General features: G+C 46.0%; 37 protein-coding genes. 3 read left to right on the plus strand and 34 right to left on the minus strand.

Annotated features, from left to right (window positions below; all coding sequences use genetic code 11):
* Window positions 1-372 (plus strand): DUF4363 family protein, encoded by a 372-nt coding sequence (locus BT127_RS13240; protein WP_075425457.1) that lies wholly within the window; start codon window positions 1-3, stop codon window positions 370-372.
* A gap of 30 nt (window positions 373-402) precedes the next feature.
* On the opposite strand, the gene BT127_RS13245 is transcribed toward BT127_RS13240, so the two are convergent.
* The 34 genes from BT127_RS13245 to rpsJ form a co-directional block, all read right to left on the minus strand.
* Entirely contained in the window at window positions 403-1,374 is a 972-nt protein-coding gene (locus BT127_RS13245; protein WP_075425458.1) for a CPBP family intramembrane glutamic endopeptidase, read from the minus strand.
* Between the two features lie 108 nt (window positions 1,375-1,482).
* Entirely contained in the window at window positions 1,483-2,016 is a 534-nt protein-coding gene (locus tag BT127_RS13250; protein WP_075425459.1) for a nitroreductase family protein, read from the minus strand.
* Between the two features lie 243 nt (window positions 2,017-2,259).
* Entirely contained in the window at window positions 2,260-2,601 is a 342-nt protein-coding gene (gene rplQ, locus BT127_RS13255; protein ID WP_075425460.1) for a 50S ribosomal protein L17, read from the minus strand.
* 60 nt (window positions 2,602-2,661) lie between these two features.
* Window positions 2,662-3,627, minus strand: coding sequence for a DNA-directed RNA polymerase subunit alpha (locus BT127_RS13260; RefSeq protein WP_075425461.1), 966 nt, complete (start codon window positions 3,625-3,627; stop codon window positions 2,662-2,664).
* A 66-nt stretch (window positions 3,628-3,693) separates the two neighbouring features.
* Entirely contained in the window at window positions 3,694-4,293 is a 600-nt protein-coding gene (gene rpsD, locus BT127_RS13265; protein ID WP_075425462.1) for a 30S ribosomal protein S4, read from the minus strand.
* Window positions 4,294-4,314: 21 nt separating this feature from the next.
* Entirely contained in the window at window positions 4,315-4,719 is a 405-nt protein-coding gene (gene rpsK, locus BT127_RS13270; protein WP_075425463.1) for a 30S ribosomal protein S11, read from the minus strand.
* A gap of 14 nt (window positions 4,720-4,733) precedes the next feature.
* Window positions 4,734-5,102 carry a 30S ribosomal protein S13 gene (rpsM, locus tag BT127_RS13275; protein WP_075425464.1) on the minus strand — a complete coding sequence of 123 codons (369 nt, stop codon included), beginning with the start codon at window positions 5,100-5,102 and terminating at the stop codon, window positions 4,734-4,736.
* Window positions 5,103-5,138: 36 nt separating this feature from the next.
* Window positions 5,139-5,252, minus strand: coding sequence for a 50S ribosomal protein L36 (gene rpmJ / locus BT127_RS13280; RefSeq protein ID WP_009984964.1), 114 nt, complete (start codon window positions 5,250-5,252; stop codon window positions 5,139-5,141).
* A gap of 48 nt (window positions 5,253-5,300) precedes the next feature.
* Window positions 5,301-5,519, minus strand: coding sequence for a translation initiation factor IF-1 (gene infA / locus BT127_RS13285; protein ID WP_009984966.1), 219 nt, complete (start codon window positions 5,517-5,519; stop codon window positions 5,301-5,303).
* Window positions 5,520-5,532: 13 nt separating this feature from the next.
* Window positions 5,533-5,778 carry a KOW domain-containing RNA-binding protein gene (locus tag BT127_RS13290; RefSeq protein ID WP_075425465.1) on the minus strand — a complete coding sequence of 82 codons (246 nt, stop codon included), beginning with the start codon at window positions 5,776-5,778 and terminating at the stop codon, window positions 5,533-5,535.
* A gap of 14 nt (window positions 5,779-5,792) precedes the next feature.
* Window positions 5,793-6,545, minus strand: coding sequence for a type I methionyl aminopeptidase (gene map, locus BT127_RS13295; protein WP_075425466.1), 753 nt, complete (start codon window positions 6,543-6,545; stop codon window positions 5,793-5,795).
* A complete protein-coding gene (locus BT127_RS13300) occupies window positions 6,545-7,180 on the minus strand; it encodes an adenylate kinase (RefSeq protein WP_075425467.1) in 636 nt (211 codons plus the stop codon). Before BT127_RS13300 ends, map begins: the two co-directional genes overlap by 1 nt.
* Window positions 7,181-7,194: 14 nt before the next feature.
* The gene (secY, locus tag BT127_RS13305) at window positions 7,195-8,520 is read right to left on the minus strand and encodes a preprotein translocase subunit SecY (RefSeq protein ID WP_075425468.1); all 1,326 of its coding nucleotides are present in this window, start codon (window positions 8,518-8,520) and stop codon (window positions 7,195-7,197) included.
* A 1-nt stretch (window position 8,521) separates the two neighbouring features.
* Window positions 8,522-8,962 (minus strand): 50S ribosomal protein L15, encoded by a 441-nt coding sequence (rplO, locus tag BT127_RS13310; RefSeq protein WP_075425469.1) that lies wholly within the window; start codon window positions 8,960-8,962, stop codon window positions 8,522-8,524.
* Window positions 8,963-8,980: 18 nt separating this feature from the next.
* Window positions 8,981-9,157 (minus strand): 50S ribosomal protein L30, encoded by a 177-nt coding sequence (gene rpmD, locus BT127_RS13315; RefSeq protein WP_075425470.1) that lies wholly within the window; start codon window positions 9,155-9,157, stop codon window positions 8,981-8,983.
* A gap of 13 nt (window positions 9,158-9,170) precedes the next feature.
* Window positions 9,171-9,671 (minus strand): 30S ribosomal protein S5, encoded by a 501-nt coding sequence (gene rpsE / locus BT127_RS13320; RefSeq protein WP_075425471.1) that lies wholly within the window; start codon window positions 9,669-9,671, stop codon window positions 9,171-9,173.
* Between the two features lie 15 nt (window positions 9,672-9,686).
* Window positions 9,687-10,046 carry a 50S ribosomal protein L18 gene (gene rplR / locus BT127_RS13325; RefSeq protein ID WP_075425472.1) on the minus strand — a complete coding sequence of 120 codons (360 nt, stop codon included), beginning with the start codon at window positions 10,044-10,046 and terminating at the stop codon, window positions 9,687-9,689.
* A 19-nt stretch (window positions 10,047-10,065) separates the two neighbouring features.
* Entirely contained in the window at window positions 10,066-10,611 is a 546-nt protein-coding gene (gene rplF / locus BT127_RS13330; RefSeq protein WP_075425473.1) for a 50S ribosomal protein L6, read from the minus strand.
* Window positions 10,612-10,626: 15 nt separating this feature from the next.
* On the minus strand, window positions 10,627-11,025 hold the full coding sequence (gene rpsH, locus BT127_RS13335; protein WP_075425474.1) for a 30S ribosomal protein S8: 399 nt from the start codon (window positions 11,023-11,025) through the stop codon (window positions 10,627-10,629).
* A 23-nt stretch (window positions 11,026-11,048) separates the two neighbouring features.
* Window positions 11,049-11,234, minus strand: a complete 186-nt coding sequence (locus BT127_RS13340) for a type Z 30S ribosomal protein S14 (RefSeq protein WP_009984979.1) — start codon at window positions 11,232-11,234, stop codon at window positions 11,049-11,051.
* Between the two features lie 16 nt (window positions 11,235-11,250).
* On the minus strand, window positions 11,251-11,790 hold the full coding sequence (gene rplE / locus BT127_RS13345; protein WP_075425475.1) for a 50S ribosomal protein L5: 540 nt from the start codon (window positions 11,788-11,790) through the stop codon (window positions 11,251-11,253).
* Window positions 11,791-11,807: 17 nt separating this feature from the next.
* Complete coding sequence (rplX, locus tag BT127_RS13350; RefSeq protein ID WP_075425476.1) at window positions 11,808-12,149, minus strand: 50S ribosomal protein L24; 342 nt, start codon at window positions 12,147-12,149, stop codon at window positions 11,808-11,810.
* Window positions 12,150-12,164: 15 nt separating this feature from the next.
* Entirely contained in the window at window positions 12,165-12,533 is a 369-nt protein-coding gene (rplN, locus tag BT127_RS13355) for a 50S ribosomal protein L14 (RefSeq protein WP_028519369.1), read from the minus strand.
* A gap of 45 nt (window positions 12,534-12,578) precedes the next feature.
* Window positions 12,579-12,839: a 30S ribosomal protein S17 gene (gene rpsQ, locus BT127_RS13360; RefSeq protein WP_075425477.1), complete on the minus strand. Its 261-nt coding sequence runs from the start codon at window positions 12,837-12,839 to the stop codon at window positions 12,579-12,581.
* Window positions 12,840-12,858: 19 nt separating this feature from the next.
* Window positions 12,859-13,056 (minus strand): 50S ribosomal protein L29, encoded by a 198-nt coding sequence (gene rpmC / locus BT127_RS13365; RefSeq protein ID WP_075425478.1) that lies wholly within the window; start codon window positions 13,054-13,056, stop codon window positions 12,859-12,861.
* The gene (gene rplP, locus BT127_RS13370; protein WP_075425479.1) at window positions 13,056-13,481 is read right to left on the minus strand and encodes a 50S ribosomal protein L16; all 426 of its coding nucleotides are present in this window, start codon (window positions 13,479-13,481) and stop codon (window positions 13,056-13,058) included. The genes rpmC and rplP overlap by 1 nt, the downstream gene beginning before the upstream one ends.
* Entirely contained in the window at window positions 13,481-14,272 is a 792-nt protein-coding gene (rpsC, locus tag BT127_RS13375; protein WP_075425480.1) for a 30S ribosomal protein S3, read from the minus strand. Before rpsC ends, rplP begins: the two co-directional genes overlap by 1 nt.
* Before the next feature lie 19 nt (window positions 14,273-14,291).
* The gene (gene rplV, locus BT127_RS13380; RefSeq protein WP_075425481.1) at window positions 14,292-14,627 is read right to left on the minus strand and encodes a 50S ribosomal protein L22; all 336 of its coding nucleotides are present in this window, start codon (window positions 14,625-14,627) and stop codon (window positions 14,292-14,294) included.
* Window positions 14,628-14,646: 19 nt separating this feature from the next.
* A complete protein-coding gene (rpsS, locus tag BT127_RS13385; RefSeq protein WP_075425482.1) occupies window positions 14,647-14,931 on the minus strand; it encodes a 30S ribosomal protein S19 in 285 nt (94 codons plus the stop codon).
* Between the two features lie 21 nt (window positions 14,932-14,952).
* Window positions 14,953-15,786 (minus strand): 50S ribosomal protein L2, encoded by an 834-nt coding sequence (gene rplB, locus BT127_RS13390; RefSeq protein ID WP_075425483.1) that lies wholly within the window; start codon window positions 15,784-15,786, stop codon window positions 14,953-14,955.
* A gap of 67 nt (window positions 15,787-15,853) precedes the next feature.
* Window positions 15,854-16,147, minus strand: a complete 294-nt coding sequence (rplW, locus tag BT127_RS13395; protein WP_075425484.1) for a 50S ribosomal protein L23 — start codon at window positions 16,145-16,147, stop codon at window positions 15,854-15,856.
* A complete protein-coding gene (gene rplD, locus BT127_RS13400) occupies window positions 16,147-16,770 on the minus strand; it encodes a 50S ribosomal protein L4 (RefSeq protein ID WP_075425485.1) in 624 nt (207 codons plus the stop codon). Before rplD ends, rplW begins: the two co-directional genes overlap by 1 nt.
* A gap of 17 nt (window positions 16,771-16,787) precedes the next feature.
* Window positions 16,788-17,420, minus strand: a complete 633-nt coding sequence (rplC, locus tag BT127_RS13405; protein WP_075425486.1) for a 50S ribosomal protein L3 — start codon at window positions 17,418-17,420, stop codon at window positions 16,788-16,790.
* A 109-nt stretch (window positions 17,421-17,529) separates the two neighbouring features.
* A complete protein-coding gene (gene rpsJ, locus BT127_RS13410; protein WP_075425487.1) occupies window positions 17,530-17,844 on the minus strand; it encodes a 30S ribosomal protein S10 in 315 nt (104 codons plus the stop codon).
* A 581-nt stretch (window positions 17,845-18,425) separates the two neighbouring features.
* Between rpsJ and BT127_RS13415 the strand changes: the two genes are divergently transcribed.
* Together BT127_RS13415 and BT127_RS13420 are read left to right on the plus strand one after the other, a co-directional pair.
* On the plus strand, window positions 18,426-19,097 hold the full coding sequence (locus BT127_RS13415; RefSeq protein ID WP_075425488.1) for a lipocalin family protein: 672 nt from the start codon (window positions 18,426-18,428) through the stop codon (window positions 19,095-19,097).
* Window positions 19,098-19,477: 380 nt separating this feature from the next.
* Complete coding sequence (locus tag BT127_RS13420) at window positions 19,478-20,185, plus strand: response regulator transcription factor (RefSeq protein ID WP_075425489.1); 708 nt, start codon at window positions 19,478-19,480, stop codon at window positions 20,183-20,185.
* The last annotated feature ends 159 nt before the right edge of the window (window positions 20,186-20,344 follow it).

Consider the following 20,344-nt stretch of genomic DNA (forward strand, 5'->3'; position numbering starts at 1 on the left):
ATGACAAGGGTAAAGATAAGCGCACTTATACTTGCCTCATTGATAGGAATGAGCATATTCGCCTCGGTATGGGTGAACGAAAAATGCAGCCGTTTGATAGACTGCATGGACCGCATAGAACAGGAAATACAGGAGGGCAAAGATACAACAGTCTCAGCCCGTGAGCTTGAAAAAGAGTGGACGGACTTCCGAAAGACCGCTTCCGTAATGATACGCAACGACAAGCTGACCGAACCCGAAAGAGTTGCAGGCAGGATAACGCTCCTTGCACAGCAGGGTTCTCAGGATCTGCCCTCAGCGGTGGAAGAACTCAGACATATGACTCGTCAGCTTATGCACGGCGAGACTCCGAAACTAACAAGCGTACTGTAACAAAAAAGGACGGCATTGCCGTCCTTAAATTTATGCTTTGGCTCCCGACTGGTCACGTTTCATCTTTATAAGAAGAACGATTATACCTGCCGCAAGCACTATAGTTGTGAATATACTGCCTTCAACTCCGAAATCTCCGCCTGTAAGGAGCGGTTCAGTGCTGACAGGATCCGCCTGAAGGAAAGAGTCCACCTTATAAGCGCCGCTTACGCTCAGTCCGTAGATATTGCCCTGTGCGAAGTTCCATATAGAATGTATAGCGCAAGCGCCCCATATATCGTCAAATGCGATGATATAAACTGCGGCAAAGACTCCGAAAAGAACCAGATTGAACAAAGGGAACCAACCGAATCCGGGGTTCATTCCGTGAGCAATTCCAAACATTATTGAACTTGCAGCGATTGCAACTGCGGGGTTGCTTTTTCCGCCGAGAGTATTCATGAAATATCCGCGGCAAATAGTTTCTTCGCTCATTCCCTGTAACAGGAAGCCGCAGAGATAGATACCGATAGTGCCGATATTGAAGTCACTGACGACCTTAAGGCTTCTAACTCCGAAAATAACGGGAAGCAGTGATACAAGTGATATCATAATGAAACCAACTGCCACACCCTGCAAATAGTGCTTACCAGCCTTACGTGCTCTGAATCCCATTGAACCAAGGCTTCGCTTCTCAATGAAACGGCAGTATATTATTGCAGTTAATGTCGCAAATACCGTACACAAAAGGCTTGATATCATAATTGTATTATTTCCGAGCATGACCTCAGTAGTCAGCTGCATTGATTCCTGCATCCGCTGTTCCAATGAACCGTTCACAAAAGTATCTGATTCCATAAGAGCTGTAACGAGTTCACGGATAGCAAGTATCGACGGGATTATCGATTCAAGCAGCGCACCTATCAGGAAAACCAGGATAAAAATCAGAAAATTTAGCCAGAATCCTTTAGGAGCTTTTGATTCGGCAGATTCCTCGAACATTTTTGGTCTGAAACTTATCATATTTCTTACTCCTTTATATTGATATATTCATTTTACATTATATTCAGTAATTTGTCAATATAGCCTTGTGCAGAGCACCTTTCATATTGTGAGGCTTTGCATCAGCAATTACTTGTTCCCGCCGAAACCATTGAACCATATTCTGCTCTCAAACGGCTGTTTAGAAGTCTTTTTCGGTTCCTCCTCAGGTATTCCCACAGGCAGGATGCAAACTATCCTATATTCATCGGGGATGCCCATGTGGTGTGCTATTTTGCCTGCTATATCGTCGTCATCGGTGATATGTCCCTCATACCAGCAGCTTTCATAGCCAAGTCCCTTTATCGCCAGAAGCATATTTTCTATCGCCGCACTATAATCCTGTATATTGAAGCATTTATCCCTGTATGCATATATCTTCTGCGTAAGAACGAGAATAAATGCAGGTGCTGTCACAGCTATCGGCGGATCTATCAGCGCTTTCACTTCCGCCAGAAGTCTTTTATCATCAACCGCTATAAATGAAGTTGTCTGCTTATTACAGCCGGAAGGTGCGGCGGTTCCTGCTTCGAGAATCTTGATAAGGTCGGCTTTCGGAACGGGAATATCCTTATACTTTCCCCGATAGCTTGTACGGTTATTTATTGCATCAAATATATCCATAGCAGCCTCCTTCGTATCAGGAATACATTAATTAATGAAGAATTCGCGCTCCCCGAACAAAGTTCGGAGCAATAAACGCCTTTAGGCGGTTATTGAGTACACGTTAATTATAACATCCGTCCCCATAAAAGTCAAATAAAAAAGCCATAGCACCTCTGAAACGAGTTCAGAAATACTATGGCTTAAAGATACTATATCAGCATTGTCCTTTCGGAACGGCTATATAGAATATGGTATCTGCGATCAAACGAGCTTGATGATTGCCATTTCAGCAGCATCACCCTTACGAGGTCCGATCTTTACGATCTGAGTATAACCGCCGTTTCTGTCTGCATACTTAGGTGAGATCTCATCAAAAAGCTTCTTAGCAACGTCCTCTTTAGTAACGTAAGCTAAAACCTGACGCTTGGAGTGCAGATCATTATTTTTACCGATGGTGATCATCTTCTCTGCAACAGCACGAACTTCCTTAGCTCTTGTAACAGTCGTTTCGATCTGACCGTTTTCGAGAAGGAAAGTTACCATGCCTCTGAGCATTGCCTTTCTATGATCAGATGTTCTGCCCAGCTTTCTTGTACCCGGCATGTAATTCACTCCTTTTCTTAATAAGTGGATATCAGGCGCATTCGCCTGTTGTTATTAGGTTTATTCCTCTTCTGATGAGAGATCGAAGCCCAGTGACTGGAGCTTTTCCTTAACTTCATCAAAAGATTTCTTTCCAAGGTTACGAACCTTCATCATTTCTTCCTCAGACTTGTTGATCAAGTCATCTACGGTATTAATTCCGGCACGCTTTAAGCAATTGAATGAACGTACCGATAAGTCAAGATCCTCAATGGTCATCTCAAGGATTTTTTCCTTACCCTTTTCGTCCTTTTCAACAAGGACCTCAGCAAGTCCAGCCTCTTCGGAGAGGTCGATGAACAGCTTCAGATGCTCGTTGAGGAGATTGGCTGCCTGCGATAAAGCTTCCTTAGCGGAGATAGTACCGTCGGTCCATACCTCCATAGTAAGCTTATCATAGTCGGTAACCTGACCGAGACGAGTATCCTCTACGGTATAGTTTACCTTCAGAACAGGTGTATATATGCTGTCTACGGCAATCACGTCAACGGGAAGATTGATCTGCTTCTTGTTACGCTCAGCAGAAACGTATCCTCTTCCGCGGTCGATAGTGATCTCCATATAGAGCTTGGCATCCTTGCCCAGTGTAGCGATATGCATACCGGGATCGAGGATATTAACCTCTGAATCGGTCTTTATATCGCCTGCTGTGATCTCGCATTCGCCTTCTGCCTCTACGTAAACAGTCTTTGGACCTTCGCCATAGAGCTTAGCAGTAAGACCTTTTATGCTAAGGATGATCTCTGTAACGTCTTCTTTAACGCCCGGAATTGTTGATAACTCATGGTGAACTGTACCGTCCTTGCCCGAGAGCTTCACGGAGGTAACAGCAACACCCGGAAGTGAGGAGAGCAGCACACGTCTGAGGCTGTTTCCAAGTGTAATTCCATATCCACGCTCCAGCGGTGCTAAAACGAATTTGCCGTATTTGCCGTCACTTTTAAGCTCGACAATGTCGATATCAGGCTTATTTATTTTCTCCAGCATAAAAACCCTCCTATTTCGCAATAACTATATTTAGTTTGAGTTCTGACGAGCCAAGCAATCAGAAGATTACTTAGAGTACAGCTCGACGATGAGGTGTGTAGCAACCTCGTAGTCAATATCCTCAGCTGAGGGAAGACGAGTTACTGTAGCTGAGAAGTCGTCCTTCTTAGCATCAAGCCATACAGGAACGAGTCTGTCCTTAGTCTCTTCAACTGTAGCCTTGAACTTTTCTGAAGTTCTGTCCTTCTCCTTTAAAGCGATAACATCGCCGACTTTAACTCTGTAGGAAGGAATGTTAACCTTCTTGCCGTTTACAGTATAGTGGCTGTGAACAACGAGCTGTCTTGCTTCTCTTCTTGTAAGAGCAAGGCCCATTCTGTATACTACGCTGTCAAGTCTGGATTCGAGAACTGTGATAAGGTTATCACCGGCCTTGCCTTCCATCTTCTCTGCGATAGCGAAATAGTGGCGGAACTGCTTCTCGAGCACGCCATATATAAACTTAAGCTTCTGCTTTTCCTTAAGCTGAAGACCGTATTCAGAGATCTTCTTTCTGTTATTAGCGTTCTTGAAACGGATAGACTCCTTCTTTGAAACGCCCATTACAGCAGGGCTGATGCCCAGATATCTGCACTTTTTAAGAATAGGTTCTTTCTGAACTGCCATTTTAAAACACCTCCTATGGGATTAGACGCGGCGTCTCTTGGGGGGACGGCATCCATTGTGGGGGATCGGAGTTACATCCTTGATCATTCTTACTTCAAGGCCTACAGTCTGAAGTGCTCTGATAGCAGCTTCACGTCCTGCACCTGGTCCCTTTACGTAAACCTCAACGAACTTGAGGCCGTGCTCCATAGCAGCCTTAGCTGCTGTCTCAGCAGCTGTCTGAGCAGCGAATGGAGTAGACTTCTTTGAGCCTCTGAATCCAAGCTCGCCTGCGCTTGCCCATGAGATAGCATTTCCTGCTGTATCTGTGATAGTAACGATTGTGTTATTGAAAGTGGACTGTATATGAACTGCGCCGCTTTCGATATTCTTACGCTCTCTACGTCTTCTGATCGTAGAAACCTTTTTACCCTTCTGCTGTGCCAAAGCTCATAACCTCCTTACTTCTTCTTGTTAGCGATTGTCTTTACAGGGCCCTTGCGGGTTCTTGCGTTTGTCTTGGTTCTCTGTCCTCTTACAGGCAGACCCTTTCTGTGACGAACGCCTCTGTAGCAGCCGATCTCAACAAGTCTCTTGATATTAAGTGCAACTTCACGGCGAAGGTCACCCTCAACTGTGTAGTTTGCGTCGATATAGTCACGAAGTTTAGCTACATCTTCCTCAGCGAGGTCCTTAACTCTTACGTCAGGGTTAACGCCTGTATTCTTGAGGATATCTGTTGCAGTCTGACGACCGATTCCGTAGATATAAGTGAGTCCGATCTCGACTCTCTTGTTCTTAGGAAGGTCAACACCAGCTATTCTTGCCATATTGTATAAAACACCTCCATTAGTGCTTGCGCCCGATCAACCCTGGCGCTGCTTATGCTTCGGATTTTCGCAGATAACCATTATTCTGCCTTTACGTTTAATAACCTTGCATTTCTCGCAAATAGGTTTTACTGAAGGTCTGACTTTCATTGAAAATACCTCCTTTAGCGGATAGCGGGCCTCCCGACCCTTATATTTTTACTTAACGCGCCAGGTGATTCTGCCCTTAGACAGGTCATATGGTGACATTTCAAGCTTTACCTTGTCACCCGGAACGATTCTGATATAGTTCATTCTGAGCTTGCCTGATACATGAGAAAGAACCTCATGACCGTTTTCAAGCTGAACCTTAAACATTGCATTCGGCAGAGCGTCTGTTACAACGCCCTCGACTTCGATTACATCTTCCTTTGACATACAAATAACCTCCTTACTCAGCCCTGCCGCTGAATTCTTTCAGCAGCCCTCTGAGCTTTTTATCAGTTATATCGTTTAGATCGATCACACTGTTCGTAACGCTTATATGCTTCAGATTCTTGCGTTTCGGGTTTGAAAGCTTTCTGCTTTTCCCGTCTGCTATGAAGCAATGATCCTCATGCAGTTCTGTTACCGCGAAATATCCTCCGCAGTCTCTTCCTGCCTTTGCCGTTACGACCGAGCCTTTTTCCAGCTTCACAATTACACCCTCCGTCAGGGTTCTGTCAGAATGACGGGACCGTCAGGAGTTATTGCGATCATGTGCTCGAAATGAGCTGACAGTGAACCATTTTTGGTAACCACGGTCCAGCCGTCCTTCAAGGTCTTAACATCATCGCCTTTAACATTTATCATAGGCTCGATGCAGATCGTCATTCCCGCCACCAGTCTCGAGCCGTGACCTGCGCGGCCCCAGTTCGGTATCTCGGGTGATTCATGGACTTCTCTGCCGATTCCGTGGCCGCAGTAATTTCTTACGATTCCGTAGCCTCGTGAAGCACAATACTCTTCAACAGCATGTGAGATGTCACCGACGCGATTGCCTGCCTGAGCCATAGCGATTCCCTCGAAGAGAGATTTTTCTGTTGTCTCAAGCAATGCTTTAGCCTCATCAGAAATTTTACCCACAGGGAAGGTCCAGCAGCTGTCTCCGTTGAAGCCCTTGTACGCAGCTCCCGTGTCGATGCTTACTATATCGCCTTCTTTTAATCTGTGGCTTGATTTCGGTATTCCGTGAATGACCTCTTCATTTACAGAGATACATGCATTTGCAGGAAAACCGTATAATCCTTTGAAACAGGACTTAACGCCGTGTCTTGAATAGAATTCTCCGACAAGCTTATCAACATCGAGTGTTGACATACCGGCCCTGATCCTTTCGCCCGCATACCATATTGCGCCGCAGGTCAGTTTACCTGCTTCACGCATTATGGCAATTTCGGATTTTGATTTAATGGTAATACTCATTATTCAACTCCTACAGCTGCAAGAGTGAGTCTTGAAGTATCAGCAACTTCCTCCTGACCTTCTACGGTAACAAGCTTACCCTGCTTCTCGTAGTAGTCCTTGAGAGGAGCTGTCTTTTCGTGATAAGTAGCGAGTCTGTCGAGAACGACTTCGGGCTGATCGTCCTTACGAACGATAGTCTTGTCGCCGCACTTATCGCAAACGCCCTCAACCTTTGAAGGCTTGTATTCGATATGGTAAGAAGCGCCGCAGCCCTGGCAGACTCTTCTGCCTGAAACTCTCTGCTTGATAGTTTCGTCTGCAACGTATATCTCGATGACCTTATCGATCTTAATTCCCATAGCATCGAGAGCCTCTGCCTGTGGAACAGTTCTCGGGAAACCGTCAAGAATGAAACCGTTCTTGCAGTCGTCCTCAGCGATCCTGTCCTTAAGGATACCGATAACGATATCATCTGAAACAAGAGCGCCTGCATCCATAGCAGTCTTAGCCTTGAGACCGTACTCTGTGCCGTTCTTTACAGCTTCTCTAAGGATATTTCCTGTAGAGATCTGCGGGATCTTCAGTGCATCGGAAACGACCTCTGCCTGTGTACCCTTACCTGCGCCGGGAGCGCCTAAGAAAATAAGATTCATTGAGTATACCCTCCTTACTGTAAGAAGCCCTTATGATGTCTCATCATGAGCTGAGATTCGAGTGTTCTTGTAGTTTCAAGCGCAACGCTTACTGCGATAAGTATCGTAGTACCGCCCATTGAAAGAGATCTGAGGTTATCGTCTGCAATAGAGATGAATATCGGAACTACAGCGATGATACCGAGGAAAACTGCGCCTACGAGAGCGATCTTTGAAAGAACTCTCTGGATGTAGTCTGAAGTAGGCTTACCTGGTCTGATGCCTGGGATACCGCCGTTAGACTGACGCAGATTATTTGCGATCTCAACAGGGTTATACTGGATAGAAACGTAGAAGTAGTTGAACGCAATGATAAGAATGAAGTATATAAGCGCATATTTCCAGCTTCTTGTATTGAAGAAGTTCATGAAGCTTACATACCACTTAGGTGAATCAGCTGTAATAGGCTTAAAGAGCTGAATGGTTGAAGGAAGAGCCATAAATGACATAGCGAAGATGATAGGCATAACGCCGCTCATCATTACCTTTATCGGGATATGAGTCTTCTGGCCGCCATACTGCTTTCTGCCCACAACACGCTTAGCGTACTGTATCGGGATACGTCTTTCAGCCTCGTTCATGAATACGATAAGAGCGAATTCAAGAACGATGAATACTAAGTATCCGAGAGTAACGAAGAGGTACTTTGCAGGATCCTGTTTTGTAAGAGAGATGAGGTGTCCTGCATCTACAGGGAATCTTGCAGCGATACCCGCAAAGAGTATCATAGAAACTCCGTTTCCGATTCCCTTGTCGCTGATCCTGTTACCCATCCATACTACGAATGAAGCACCTGCCACGAAGCAGGTAACGATAACGAATCCTGCGAATATTCCTGAGCCGCCTGTAACATACTTAACTGCGCTTGAAGCGGAATCAGTGCTCATATTCTTAAGAGTAAGATAATAAGCAAAGCCCATGAAAACAGAAAGTATAGTAGCGACCACAGCAGTGATCTTGTCGATCTTTTTACGTCCCTCTTCACCTTCGTCTCTGAGTCTTTCAAGCGGCGGCAGAGCATATGTCAGCAGCTGCATGATGATCGAGGCGTTGATGTAAGGGGTTATTGAAAGTGAAAATAATGTAGCCTGTGAAAGGGCACCACCGGTGATGGTATTCAGATATTCAAGGAAGTTACCGTCGGTAGCGTTCTGATCCATCCATTCTTTAACAACAGATGTATTGAGGAACGGAACTGTTATAGCACATCCGAATCTGAAGATAACGATCATAAGTAATGTATAGAGGAGCTTTTTCCTTATTTCGGGAACGCTCCACGCGCGTTTCAGTGTCTGGAACACACTACATCACCTCGGTCTTTCCGCCTGCCTTTTCAATTTTCTCTACAGCGCTCTGTGAGAATTTTGCAGCCTTAACTGTCAGCTTAGCGGTAAGCTCTCCGTTTCCGAGAACCTTTACACCACAGTATTCCTTCTTGATAAGTCCTGAAGCCTTGAGGAGATCTGCGTCTACCTCTGTGCCGTCCTTGAACTTGTTAAGGTCTGATACATTAACTATCGCATACTTTGTAGCGAAGATGTTGTTGAATCCTCTCTTAGGGATACGTCTTGCCAGAGGCATCTGACCACCCTCGAAGCCGATTCTAACGCCGCCGCCGCTGCGGGCATTCTGTCCCTTGTGGCCCTTGCCTGCGGTCTTGCCGTTTCCTGAACCATGTCCGCGGCCTACACGCTTTACAGCCTTGTTTGAATCAAGTGCGGGAGTTAACTCGTGAATTTTCATGCTTGTGCACCTCCTTGTTTACGCTTCTGTAACCTCGATGAGGTGTGAGATCTTATTGATTTTACCCTGTGTCTGCTCATTATCGGGCTGAGTTGTTACATCGCCGATCTTCTTGAGGCCAAGAGACTGAGCAGTAGCGATCTGGTCCTTTTTTCTTCCAATAAGGCTCTTTACGAGCTTAATGTTCTTTGCCATTGTTACTGCCTCCTTAACCTAAAATTTCCTTAACGGACTTGCCTCTCTTTTCAGCAACATCCTTAGCAGATGCACAGTTTACAAGACCGTTTATTGTAGCTCTAACAACGTTGCATGGGTTGTTGGAACGAAGTGACTTTGTTCTGATATCCTTGATGCCAGCAACCTCGATCACAGCACGGACAGGACCGCCTGCGATAACTCCGGTACCGGGTGCAGCGGGCTTCATAAGAACTCTGCCTGCGCCGAATTCGCCTACGATATCATGAGGGATTGTTGTTCCCTTGAGAGCAACCTTAACAAGGTTCTTCTTTGCATCCTCGATACCCTTACGGATAGCATCAGGAACTTCTCCTGACTTACCGAGGCCAAAGCCGACTGTGCCGTTGCCGTCGCCTACTACTACGAGAGCTGAGAACTTCATTACACGTCCGCCCTTAACAGTCTTTGAAACTCTGTTGATGGCAACGACCTTTTCCTGAAGCTCTGGAGCCTGTGTTTCGATATTAGCCATTGTTTTACCTCCCTCTTAGAACTTTAATCCGTTTTCACGAGCGCCCTCTGCGAGTTCTTTAACTCTTCCGTGGTAGAGGTAGCCGCCTCTGTCGAAAACTACTTCGCTGATACCCTTATCAGCAGCGTTCTTAGCGATCATCTCGCCAACTTTGCGTGCGCCTTCAACGTTTCCGCCGTTGCCGTCGAATCCCTTATCCATGCTGGATGCGGAAGCAAGGGTAACGCCGTTTACATCGTCGATAAGCTGAGCATAAATGTGCTTAGTTGAGCGGAACACATTGAGACGGGGACGCTCGGGAGTACCTGAGATCTTGGCACGAACTCTGCGGTGTCTCTTTAATCTTGCCTTATTGCTGTCAAACTTCTTAATCATAGCAATTTGCTCCTTCTAATTACTTCTTGCCCTTGCCGGCCTTACCTTCCTTGCGGATGATGTGCTCGCCGGCATATCTGATACCCTTGCCCTTGTAAGGCTCAGGAGGACGCTTCTCGCGGATCTCAGCTGCGAACTGACCTACAGCCTGCTTGTCGATACCTGAAACGACAACCTTGTTAGGCTGTGGAACGTCAAGCTTGATCTCGTTTGTTTCCTCGAGGATAACAGGGTGAGAGAAGCCGAGGTTAAGAGTAACCTTGTTTCCGCTCTTTGCAGCTCTGTAGCCGACACCCTCGATCTCGAGAGTCTTTGAATATCCGTTTGTAACACCCTCTACCATGTTAGCGATGAGTGTTCTTGTAAGACCGTGAAGTGAACGGTGACGCTTGTCATCGCTTGGTCTTGATACATTGATGCTTCCATTGGAAACTTCTATTGTAAGTTCATTGTTGAACTGTCTTGTAAGCTCGCCCTTAGGTCCCTTTACTGTGATAAGGTTGTTTTCATTCTTAACCTCTACACCTGCGGGGATGCTGACAGGCATTTTACCGATTCTTGACATAATCAGCTTTCCTCCTTACCAGATGTATGCGAGAACTTCGCCGCCGACATTAAGCTCTCTTGCCTTCTTGTCGGTTACGATTCCCTTTGAAGTTGAAACGATTGCGATACCAAGGCCTCTTCTTACCTTTGGCATATCCTCACAGCTTGAGTAGATACGCAGGCCGGGCTTAGAAACTCTTCTGAGTCCTGTAATTACGGGAGACTTGTTGTCGCCGTATTTCAGCGTTATTCTGATAACACCCTGCTTTCCGTCCTCTATAACCTGAAAGCCCTTTACATATCCTTCGTCTACGAGGATCTGTGTGATAGCCTTCTTTACATTAGAAGCGGGAACGTCAACTGTGGCGTGCTTTGCAGTATTTGCATTACGGATTCTTGTTAAAAGATCCGCGATTGTATCAGTGATTTGCATTGCAGATGACCTCCTTTTGTATTTTACCAGCTTGCCTTTTTAACGCCGGGGATCTGACCGTCGTGTGCAAGCTCTCTGAAGCATATACGGCAGATGCCGAACTTTCTGAGATATGCGTGCGGTCTGCCGCAGATCTTGCATCTGTTATATGCTCTTGTTGAATACTTGGGAGTTCTCTGCTGCTTATTGATCATTGCCTTTTTAGCCATTGTTATTCCTCCCTGATTACTTGATGAACGGAGCGCCGAGGAGAGTCAGCAGCTCTCTTGCCTCTTCATCTGTATTTGCTGTTGTGATGAAGTTGATATCCATACCTCTTACCTTATCGATCTTATCATACTCGATCTCAGGGAAGATAAGCTGTTCCTTGATACCTGTAGAATAGTTGCCCTTGCCATCAAATGAATTTGCGCTTATTCCTCTGAAGTCACGAACACGGGGGAACGCAACATTGAAGAGCTTGTTTACGAATTCATACATCTTTTCGCCTCTGAGAGTAACCTTAACGCCGATTGGCATTCCCTCACGAAGCTTGAAGTTAGCAACTGACTTCTTAGCTCTGCACACTATAGGCTTCTGACCTGTGATTGCAGCGAGGTCAGTCATGATAGCGTCGATGACCTTTGCGTTATCCTTTGCTTCGCCTGCGCCGACATTGATAACAACCTTGTCGAGCTTCGGGATCTGCATAACGCTCTTGTAGCCGAACTTCTTCATCAGTGCAGGAGCAACGTCGCTATTATAAAAATCTTTTAAAACTGCCATGTCGTTTCTCCTTTACATTATTCAAAAGACTTTCCGCACTTCTTGCAAACGCGGAGCTTCTTTCCGTCTTCGATCACGTGGCCAACTCTTGTGGGCTTGCCGCACTTAGGGCAAACGAGCTGAACCTTTGATGCATAAACGGGAGCTTCTGTCTTGATGATTCCGCCTGTCTCGCCCATTCTTGTTGGCTTGACATGCTTTGTGATAACGTTGATTCCGTCAACGATCACCTTGCCCTCCTTAGGGCTGACCTGTGCAACCTTGCCGGTCTTTCTGTCTCCGTTCTTCTCGTACTTATCGTCGTACTTACCTGTAAGAAGGATAACAGTATCACCGGTTTTTACGTGAACTTTGCTCATTATCTTACTCCTCCATTAAAGTACTTCGGGTGCGAGGCTGAGGATCTTTGTATACTCCTTTTCACGGAGCTCCTTAGCAACTGGTCCAAAGATACGTGTACCTCTTGGGTTCTTATCTTCCTTAATAATAACAGCAGCGTTCTCATCGAAACGGATGTAAGTTCCGTCTTCTCTTCTGAGACCCTTTGCTGAACGAACGATAACTGCCTTTACAACATCGCCCTTCTTTACAACGCCTCCGGGTGTTGCTTTCTTAACTGAAGCAACCACTACATCGCCGATATTTGCATATCTTCTGCGTGTACCTCCCAGAACTCTGATACACATAAGCTCCTTAGCGCCTGTGTTATCAGCGACCTTTAAATAAGTCTGCATCTGTATCACAGCGAGTTCCTCCTTTCAAGCATTAAGCTTCTATACAAAAAATAATTACTTAGCCTTCTCGATTATGTTGGTAATGCGCCATCTCTTATCCTTTGAAAGCGGACGTGTTTCCATAACCTCAACGCGATCGCCGATCTTGCACTCATTGTTCTCATCGTGAGCCTTGAGCTTTACGGTACGCTTGATGATCTTCTTATAAAGCGGGTGTTTAACGTTATCAACGATAGCAACTACGACGGTTTTATCCATCTTATCGCTTACAACCTTACCTACTCTTGTTTTTCTAAGGTTTCTCTCAGTAGACATTAGCTAAATCCTCCCTTTCTTACTGCTCAGCGATCTCTGCAGCGCGCAGAGAAGTCTTTATGCGGGCAATATCCTTCTTTACAGCCTTAAGACGAGCTGTATTATCAAGCTGATTTACAGCGTGCTGAAAGCGGAGCGCAAAAAGCTCTTCCTTTAAGCTAACGAGCTTCTCGTTCAGCTCATCAACAGACATTTCTCTGATCTCTGATGCCTTCATTACTGCTCCACCTCCTGCTCTGCTTTAGTAACGAATTTACACTTGATAGGAAGCTTATGCATAGCAAGACGCATAGCCTCTCTTGCAGTCTCCTCGGGAACTCCCTTTATCTCAAAGAGAACTCTGCCGGGCTTAACAACTGCAACCCAGTATTCCGGTGAACCCTTACCTGAACCCATTCGTGTTTCAGCGGGCTTTTCTGTGATAGGCTTATCAGGGAATATCTTGATCCAAACCTGACCGCCTCTCTTGATGTAACGAGTCATAGCGATACGGGCAGACTCGATCTGGTTGGATGTGATCCATGATGGCTCAAGAGCCTGAAGACCGTAATCACCGTATGTTACCTTGTTACCTCTGTATGCCTTACCCTTAAGGCGTCCTCTGTGGACTCTGCGGTATTTAACTCTCTTTGGAAGCAGCATTACTGGTTACCTCCTTCTCTTTTAGCGTCGCGGTTGAAGTTTCTGTTTCCTCCGCGTCTGTTACCGCCGTCACGTCTGTCGTCGCGGCGACGTCTGTCGTTATTTCTTGAATCGCTCTTGCGCTCTACCTTTTCTCTCTGAGCAGCAGCCTTAGCAGCATCGCCCTTGAGAACTTCGCCCTTATAGATCCATACCTTTACGCCGAGCTTACCGTATGTTGTATCAGCCTCTGCGAAACCGTAATCGATATCAGCACGGATTGTCTGGAGCGGGATTGTACCCTCGTGGTAGCTTTCGCTTCTTGCGATCTCGGCACCGGCAAGTCTGCCTGAAACCTTAACCTTTATACCCTTTGCGCCAAGACGCATTGTTCTTCCGATAGACTGCTTCATAGCACGTCTGAAAGCAACTCTGTTCTCAAGATCGAGAGCGATCTTCTCAGCAACGAGCTGAGCGTCCATATCTGGCTGCTTAACTTCGATGATGTTAACAAAAACCTGCTTGCCCATCATCTTTTCGAGCTGTACTCTGAGCTTTTCTATCTCTGCGCCCTGTCTTCCGATAACGATACCTGGCTTAGCGCAGTGGATGTGGATTCTCACCTTATCGGCAAAACGCTCGATCTCAATTCTGGGAACACCAGCAGCATATAAGCTCTTCTTAATGAAATTACGAACGTTGTAGTCCTCAACGAGTGTGTTGCCGAAATCTGCCTTGTTGGCATACCAGCGTGAATCCCAATCTTTAATAACGCCGACACGGAAACCGTGCGGATTAACCTTCTGTCCCATTAATCAGACCTCCTTGGGATTATTCTTTTTCTTTAAGAACAACTGTGATGTGTGATGTTCTCTTTAATATTCTGTATGCTCTGCCCTGTGCTCTTGGCATGATTCTCTTCATGATAGGGCCTGGTGTTACGAAACACTCAGCAACATAAAGATTATCCTTATCCATGCTGAAGTTATTCTCAGCATTTGCCTGAGCGGATTTTACAAGCTTAGAAACGATAGGACTTGCAGCCTTAGGAGTAAGATCTAAAGTAGCCAAAGCGATGTCTATGGGCTTGTTTCTTATAAGATCAAGAACGATCTGCACCTTTCTGGGTGAAATACGAGCATTTCTTAAATAAGCTCTTGCTTCCATTTAAAGCTCCTCCTTCCGCTTATTTCTTACCGTTATTGGATGTCTTGGAGCCTGCGTGGCCCTTGTATGTTCTTGTAGGAGCAAACTCGCCGAGCTTATGTCCTACCATATCCTCTGTAACGTATACCGGAACGTGCTTGCGTCCGTCATGAACAGCGAATGTATGACCTACGAATGCAGGGAATATTGTTGATGAACGGCTCCATGTCTTAAGAACCTTCTTCTCGTTTGCAGCATTCATTGCCTCAACTCTCTTAAGAAGAACCTCCTGGACATAAGGTCCCTTTTTAATGCTTCTGCTCATTAATCAGTTCCTCCTTTCAGATTACTTACCGTTGCGGCGCTTTACGATGAACTTATCAGTTCTGTGATGCTTCTTACGTGTCTTATAGCCGAGTGCAGGCTTACCCCAAGGGGTTACAGGGCCCGGACGGCCGACAGGTGATTTACCTTCACCACCACCGTGTGGGTGATCGCATGGGTTCATGACAGAACCACGAACAGTAGGTCTCCAGCCCATGTTTCTTACACGGCCGGCTTTACCGTAGTTTACGTTCTCGTGATCGATGTTGGAAACCTGACCAATAGCAGCCTTGCAGTTGATCGGAACCTTTCTCATCTCGCCTGAGGGAAGTCTGATAAGAGCATAAGTCTCTTCCTTGCCCATGAGCTGAGCCTGATTTCCTGCGCTTCTTACGAGCTGAGCGCCCTTGCCGGGATAAAGCTCGATAGCGTGGATGAATGTACCAACGGGGATGTCAGCGAGCTTAAGAGCGTTGCCGGGCTTGATATCAGCCTCTGAACCGGACTCTACCTTGTCGCCTACCTTAAGGCCGTTTGGTGCGAGAATGTATCTCTTTTCACCGTCTTCATACTGAACGAGGGCGATGAAAGCGCTTCTGTTTGGATCATACTCAAGAGTGAGTACTGTAGCGATCATATTGTCCTTATCGCGCTTGAAGTCGATAACACGGTACTTTCTTCTGTTACCGCCGCCTCTGTGGCGAACTGTTATACGGCCGTAGCTGTTTCTTCCTGACTTCTTCTTAAGAGGTTCAAGAAGGCTCTTCTCCGGCTCAACCTTTGACAGGATCGAGTAATCAGTAACAGTCATCTGACGTCTCGAAGGTGTCGTAGGCTTATATGTTTTAATAGCCATTTGATTTCTCTCCTTAAATGCATTTTTTGCGGGAGCATTACTCCCATACTTTCCGTAAAGTTACGGATTAATACATACCCTCGAAGAATTCGATAGCCTTTGAATCAGCTGTGAGGGTAACGATTGCCTTCTTCCATGCAGCAGTTGTACCAACGTATCTGCCCATGCGCTTTTCCTTGCCGTTAACGTTCATAGTAGTAACCTTGTTAACTTCTACGCCGAAAAGCTTTTCTACAGCCTTCTTGATCTCAGGCTTTGTAGCGTCCTTGGCAACCTTAAAGGTGTACTTGCCTTCCTGGAGGCCGTCCATAGACTTTTCTGTGATAACGGGCTTCAGAATGATATCCTGTGGTGCTTTCATTATGCGTACACCTCCTCGATCTTTCCTACGGCATTCTTAACAACGATGAACTTGTCATAGTTGAGGATGTCGTAAACATTAAGAGTATTTACAGCGGCTGTTTTGATGCCGGGGATATTAGCTGCGCTCTTGATAACCTTTGCATCAGCCTCTGCAGTAACGATAAGAGCCTTGCCCTCAACGTTCAGAGCCTTGAGCATATCAGCGATGGTCTTTGTCTTGAAGCTGTCAAGTGTAAGAGCATCGAGAACGATCATGTTGTTATCGAGAACCTTTGTGGAAAGAGCAGACTTCATAGCAAGTCTTCTTACCTTTTTATTAAGAGAATAGCGGTAATCTCTGGGCTTAGGACCAAGAGCAACGCCGCCGTGGTACCACTGAGGAGCACGTGTAGAGCCCTGTCTTGCATGACCTGTACCCTTCTGTCTCCAGGGCTTTCTTCCACCGCCGCTTACTTCTGTTCTTGTAAGTGTGGACTGTGTGCCCTGTCTCTGGTTTGCGAGGTAATTAACTACCATAGCGTGCATAACAGCTTCGTTAGGAGTGATGCCGAATACAGCGTCTGAAAGCTCTGTTTCGGATACCTGCTTACCTGCCATATCAAATACTGAAATTGTAGACATTTCGCTTCCTCCTTCCATTAAGCCTTAACGCTGTCAACGATATATACGATTCCGCCCTTAGGACCGGGAACTGCACCCTTGATAGCGATGAGATTGTTTTCTGTGTCTATCTTAACTATTTCGAGGTTCTGAACAGTAACCTGCTCAGCGCCCATGTGACCAGCCATGCCCTTGCCCTTATAGATTCTTGAAGGGGATGAGCAAGCACCCATTGATCCAGCCTGTCTGTGAACAGGGCCTGTACCGTGAGTTTCCTTGAGTCTGTGCTGGTTGTGACGCTTGATAGCGCCTGCGAAGCCCTTACCCTTGCTTGTGCCGACAACGTCGATAGCGTCGCCAACTGCAAAAGTATCAGCCTTAACGATATCACCAACATTGAGTGAATCGCAGTCATCAAGTCTGAATTCCTTAAGAGTCTTCTTGCAAGCAACGTCAGCCTTGTCGAAGTGGCCCTTCATAGGCTTGTTCACTCTCTGAACCTTAACGTCGCCGTAGCCGAGCTGTAATGCTGCGTAACCGTCGTTCTCAACAGTCTTCTTCTGAACGACAACGCATGGGCCGGCTTCTACTACTGTTACAGGAATAACCTTTCCTGCCTCGTCGAAGATCTGAGTCATACCGATCTTCTTACCGATAATGCCTTTCTGCATATCTGTTTCCTCCTGTTAGGTTATTGGTTGACGAAGGTCGTCAACATGACCGGCGGACTACCGCCATTCCGCTTCCCGAGCGGTGGTTTGCAGTGTACGATGCGGTTAATTACTTAACCTCCATAACAACGTCTACGCCTGCGGGGATCTCAAGCTTATCAAGAGCAGCAGTTGTCTTCTCTGTAGGACGGATAACGTCGATGAGTCTCTTGTGAGTTCTCATTTCGAACTGCTCGCGGCTATCCTTGTACTTGTGTACAGCACGGAGGATAGTAACAACTTCCTTGTCTGTAGGGAGCGGGATAGGTCCTGAAACTCTTGCACCGCTTCTCTTAGCTGCTTCAACGATCTTAGCTGCAGCGATGTCTACTGTAGCGTGATCGTAACCCTTGATCTTGAATCTGATCTTTTCGTTGACTGCCATATTTTCGCCTCCTCGGATAATTTTTCGGGGGCAGAGAACAACTCTCTGAGGGATCTGTTAACACGTTTCCGTGTGTTTCCTGCGCTATCTGATAAAAAAACTCGAAAAACCGTTGTTTTCCGAGCCACTGATCATAAATAGAGACATAGTCTGAGCATAGTGATGCACACGCAAGCTGCATCGCTGCTCTAAACACCGACTGTGTTCGCTATCCCAATCGCCCGGTTTGAAATCGGACATACTCCACGGAAATTCCCTGACAAACCGTCAGCAACCTTCCGCTTCAACGCATATCATCTGCAGTCAGAGCGCTGTAACTTGTGCGCTCAACAGTTAGTATTATATCATAATATTGCCGATAATGCAAGGAATTTCCAAAACTTTTCGCATTATCAATTGTAAATTTTTTATGAACGAGTTTTTATATTTAAAAATACCGATATTTTATGTATTTTCGATGATTAGTAGGCTTTTTTGACGTTAAAATTCCCACAATAATGCTTATTTACTTTTTTAAATCATTGTGTTATAATACTTAACGGAGAATATCTCCGCACTTATATAGAAAGAAGGATATAAACATGAGAAAAGTAATTAGCATCGCTGCCGCTTCTCTCCTCATCGCAGCAACACTTACAGGCTGCGGAAGCTCTTCAAGCAGCTCTTCAGAGAGCTCAGCTCCCGAGGCTACTACAGCAGAGGCAACTACAGAGGCTGAGACAGATGCAGAAACCTCCGAAGGCGCAAGCGAGGACGAGGATGAAGAACTCAAGCCCGTAGACCTTACACTCAAGGATTGTACAGAGGCCGACTTTGCAGGCAAGTGGGAATGCAAGAAGATCGTTACTTCCGAAGAGACAATGGAAGGCGAATATTTCGGTATCCCGATCTACGCTATCATGAACGTTACATTCAATGAGGACAAGACAGGCGTTGTAGGTTCAAGCCTTGCAGCTACTCCCGAAGAGGATAAGCCCGAGGAGTTCAAATGGGAGCTCAGCGGAAATCAGGCTACTATCACTGCAACCGATGACGATGAGCCCGCTTATGCAGGTTTCGACGGCGACAACCTTGTTTTCTTCGACGAGAACAAGTACGCTGTTTACTACTTCGACAAGGTCGATGATTTCACACCTTTCGACATCAACGAATTCTACGGTTCATTCTCAGACGAAACAACAGAAGAAGGTGCTGCTTCCGAGGGCTCAACAGAGTCTGCTACAGAAGCCGAAGCAACCACTTCAGCTGAGTGATAAACCGACCTTTCAGAGCAAAAAGAGGACCTTGTGTCCTCTTTTTTGTTGTAAACCGAATCAAAACGCACCGTCCGGTGCCCGGAAAGTGCCTCTTCACTGATTTCTGAGTTCTTAGCTCTTAGTTCTGATCGCCACTTTCTGCTTTCTGTTCACTTATTACTTCTTTCTGATTACTGCTTTCTGTTCACTGATTTCTGCTTTCTGATTTCTGACTACTCTGAACTGAATGCATTTTTGGCAAAAACCGATTGACAACCTCTTTTTTATGTAGTATAATTAGTTTGTATAGTTCGTTTTATGCGGCAGTATCACAGGCTGCGCTCATTAGAATACAAAACTAAAGGGAATACAAAATTAAAGAAAGAGGTATTTGCAATATGGCAAATGAAAAAAGCTTCAAAGTACTGATCGTTGACGATGATAAAAATATATGTGATCTTCTCCGCCTTTACCTCGAAAAGGACGGTTACAGCGTTATCCTCTCACATGACGGCGAAGAGGCTGTCGTTAAATTCAATGCCCTTAAGCCCGATATGGTCCTTCTGGACATAATGCTTCCGGGTATGGACGGCTGGCAGGTCTGCCGTGAGATAAGAAAGAAATCAAACGTTCCGATAATCATGATAACTGCAAAGGGCGAGACTATCGACAAGGTGATCGGTCTCGAACTGGGCGCAGACGACTATATCGTAAAGCCTTTCGACGCAAAGGAAGTTATCGCACGTATCAATGCTGTTACACGCCGTGCAGGCAACATCAATGTTGAGCCTGAGATAAAGGAAGTCCGCTATGACAAGCTCTCGGTAAACATGACAAGATACGAGCTTAAGGTAAACGGCAAGAACATCGATACTCCGCCAAAGGAACTCGAACTCCTTTTCTACCTTGCTTCAAACCCGAACAGAGTCTACACAAGAGATCAGCTCCTTGATGAGGTATGGGGATTTGAATACTACGGCGATTCACGTACTATCGATGTTCACATCAAGCGTCTCCGTGAAAAGCTGGAGGGCGTTTCAGACAAATGGTCCCTTAAAACCGTATGGGGCGTAGGCTATAAATTCGAAGCCGAAGAAGAGGAATGATCCTCTTTTATCCGCGATCAGATTTCAGGGGACGTCCGCTGTCCCCTGTTTGTATTATTGGCATATCTGAAAACCTGTCCGGTTAAGAAAAAACGTATAGTTGCGGCAGAGACATGGAAAACTCCGTGGAAAGTCCGACCGACATACGCCGTGCATAGC

The sequence above is a fragment of the Ruminococcus sp. XPD3002 genome, assembly GCA_900119535.1.
Taxonomy (GTDB): domain Bacteria; phylum Bacillota; class Clostridia; order Oscillospirales; family Ruminococcaceae; genus Ruminococcus; species Ruminococcus flavefaciens_H.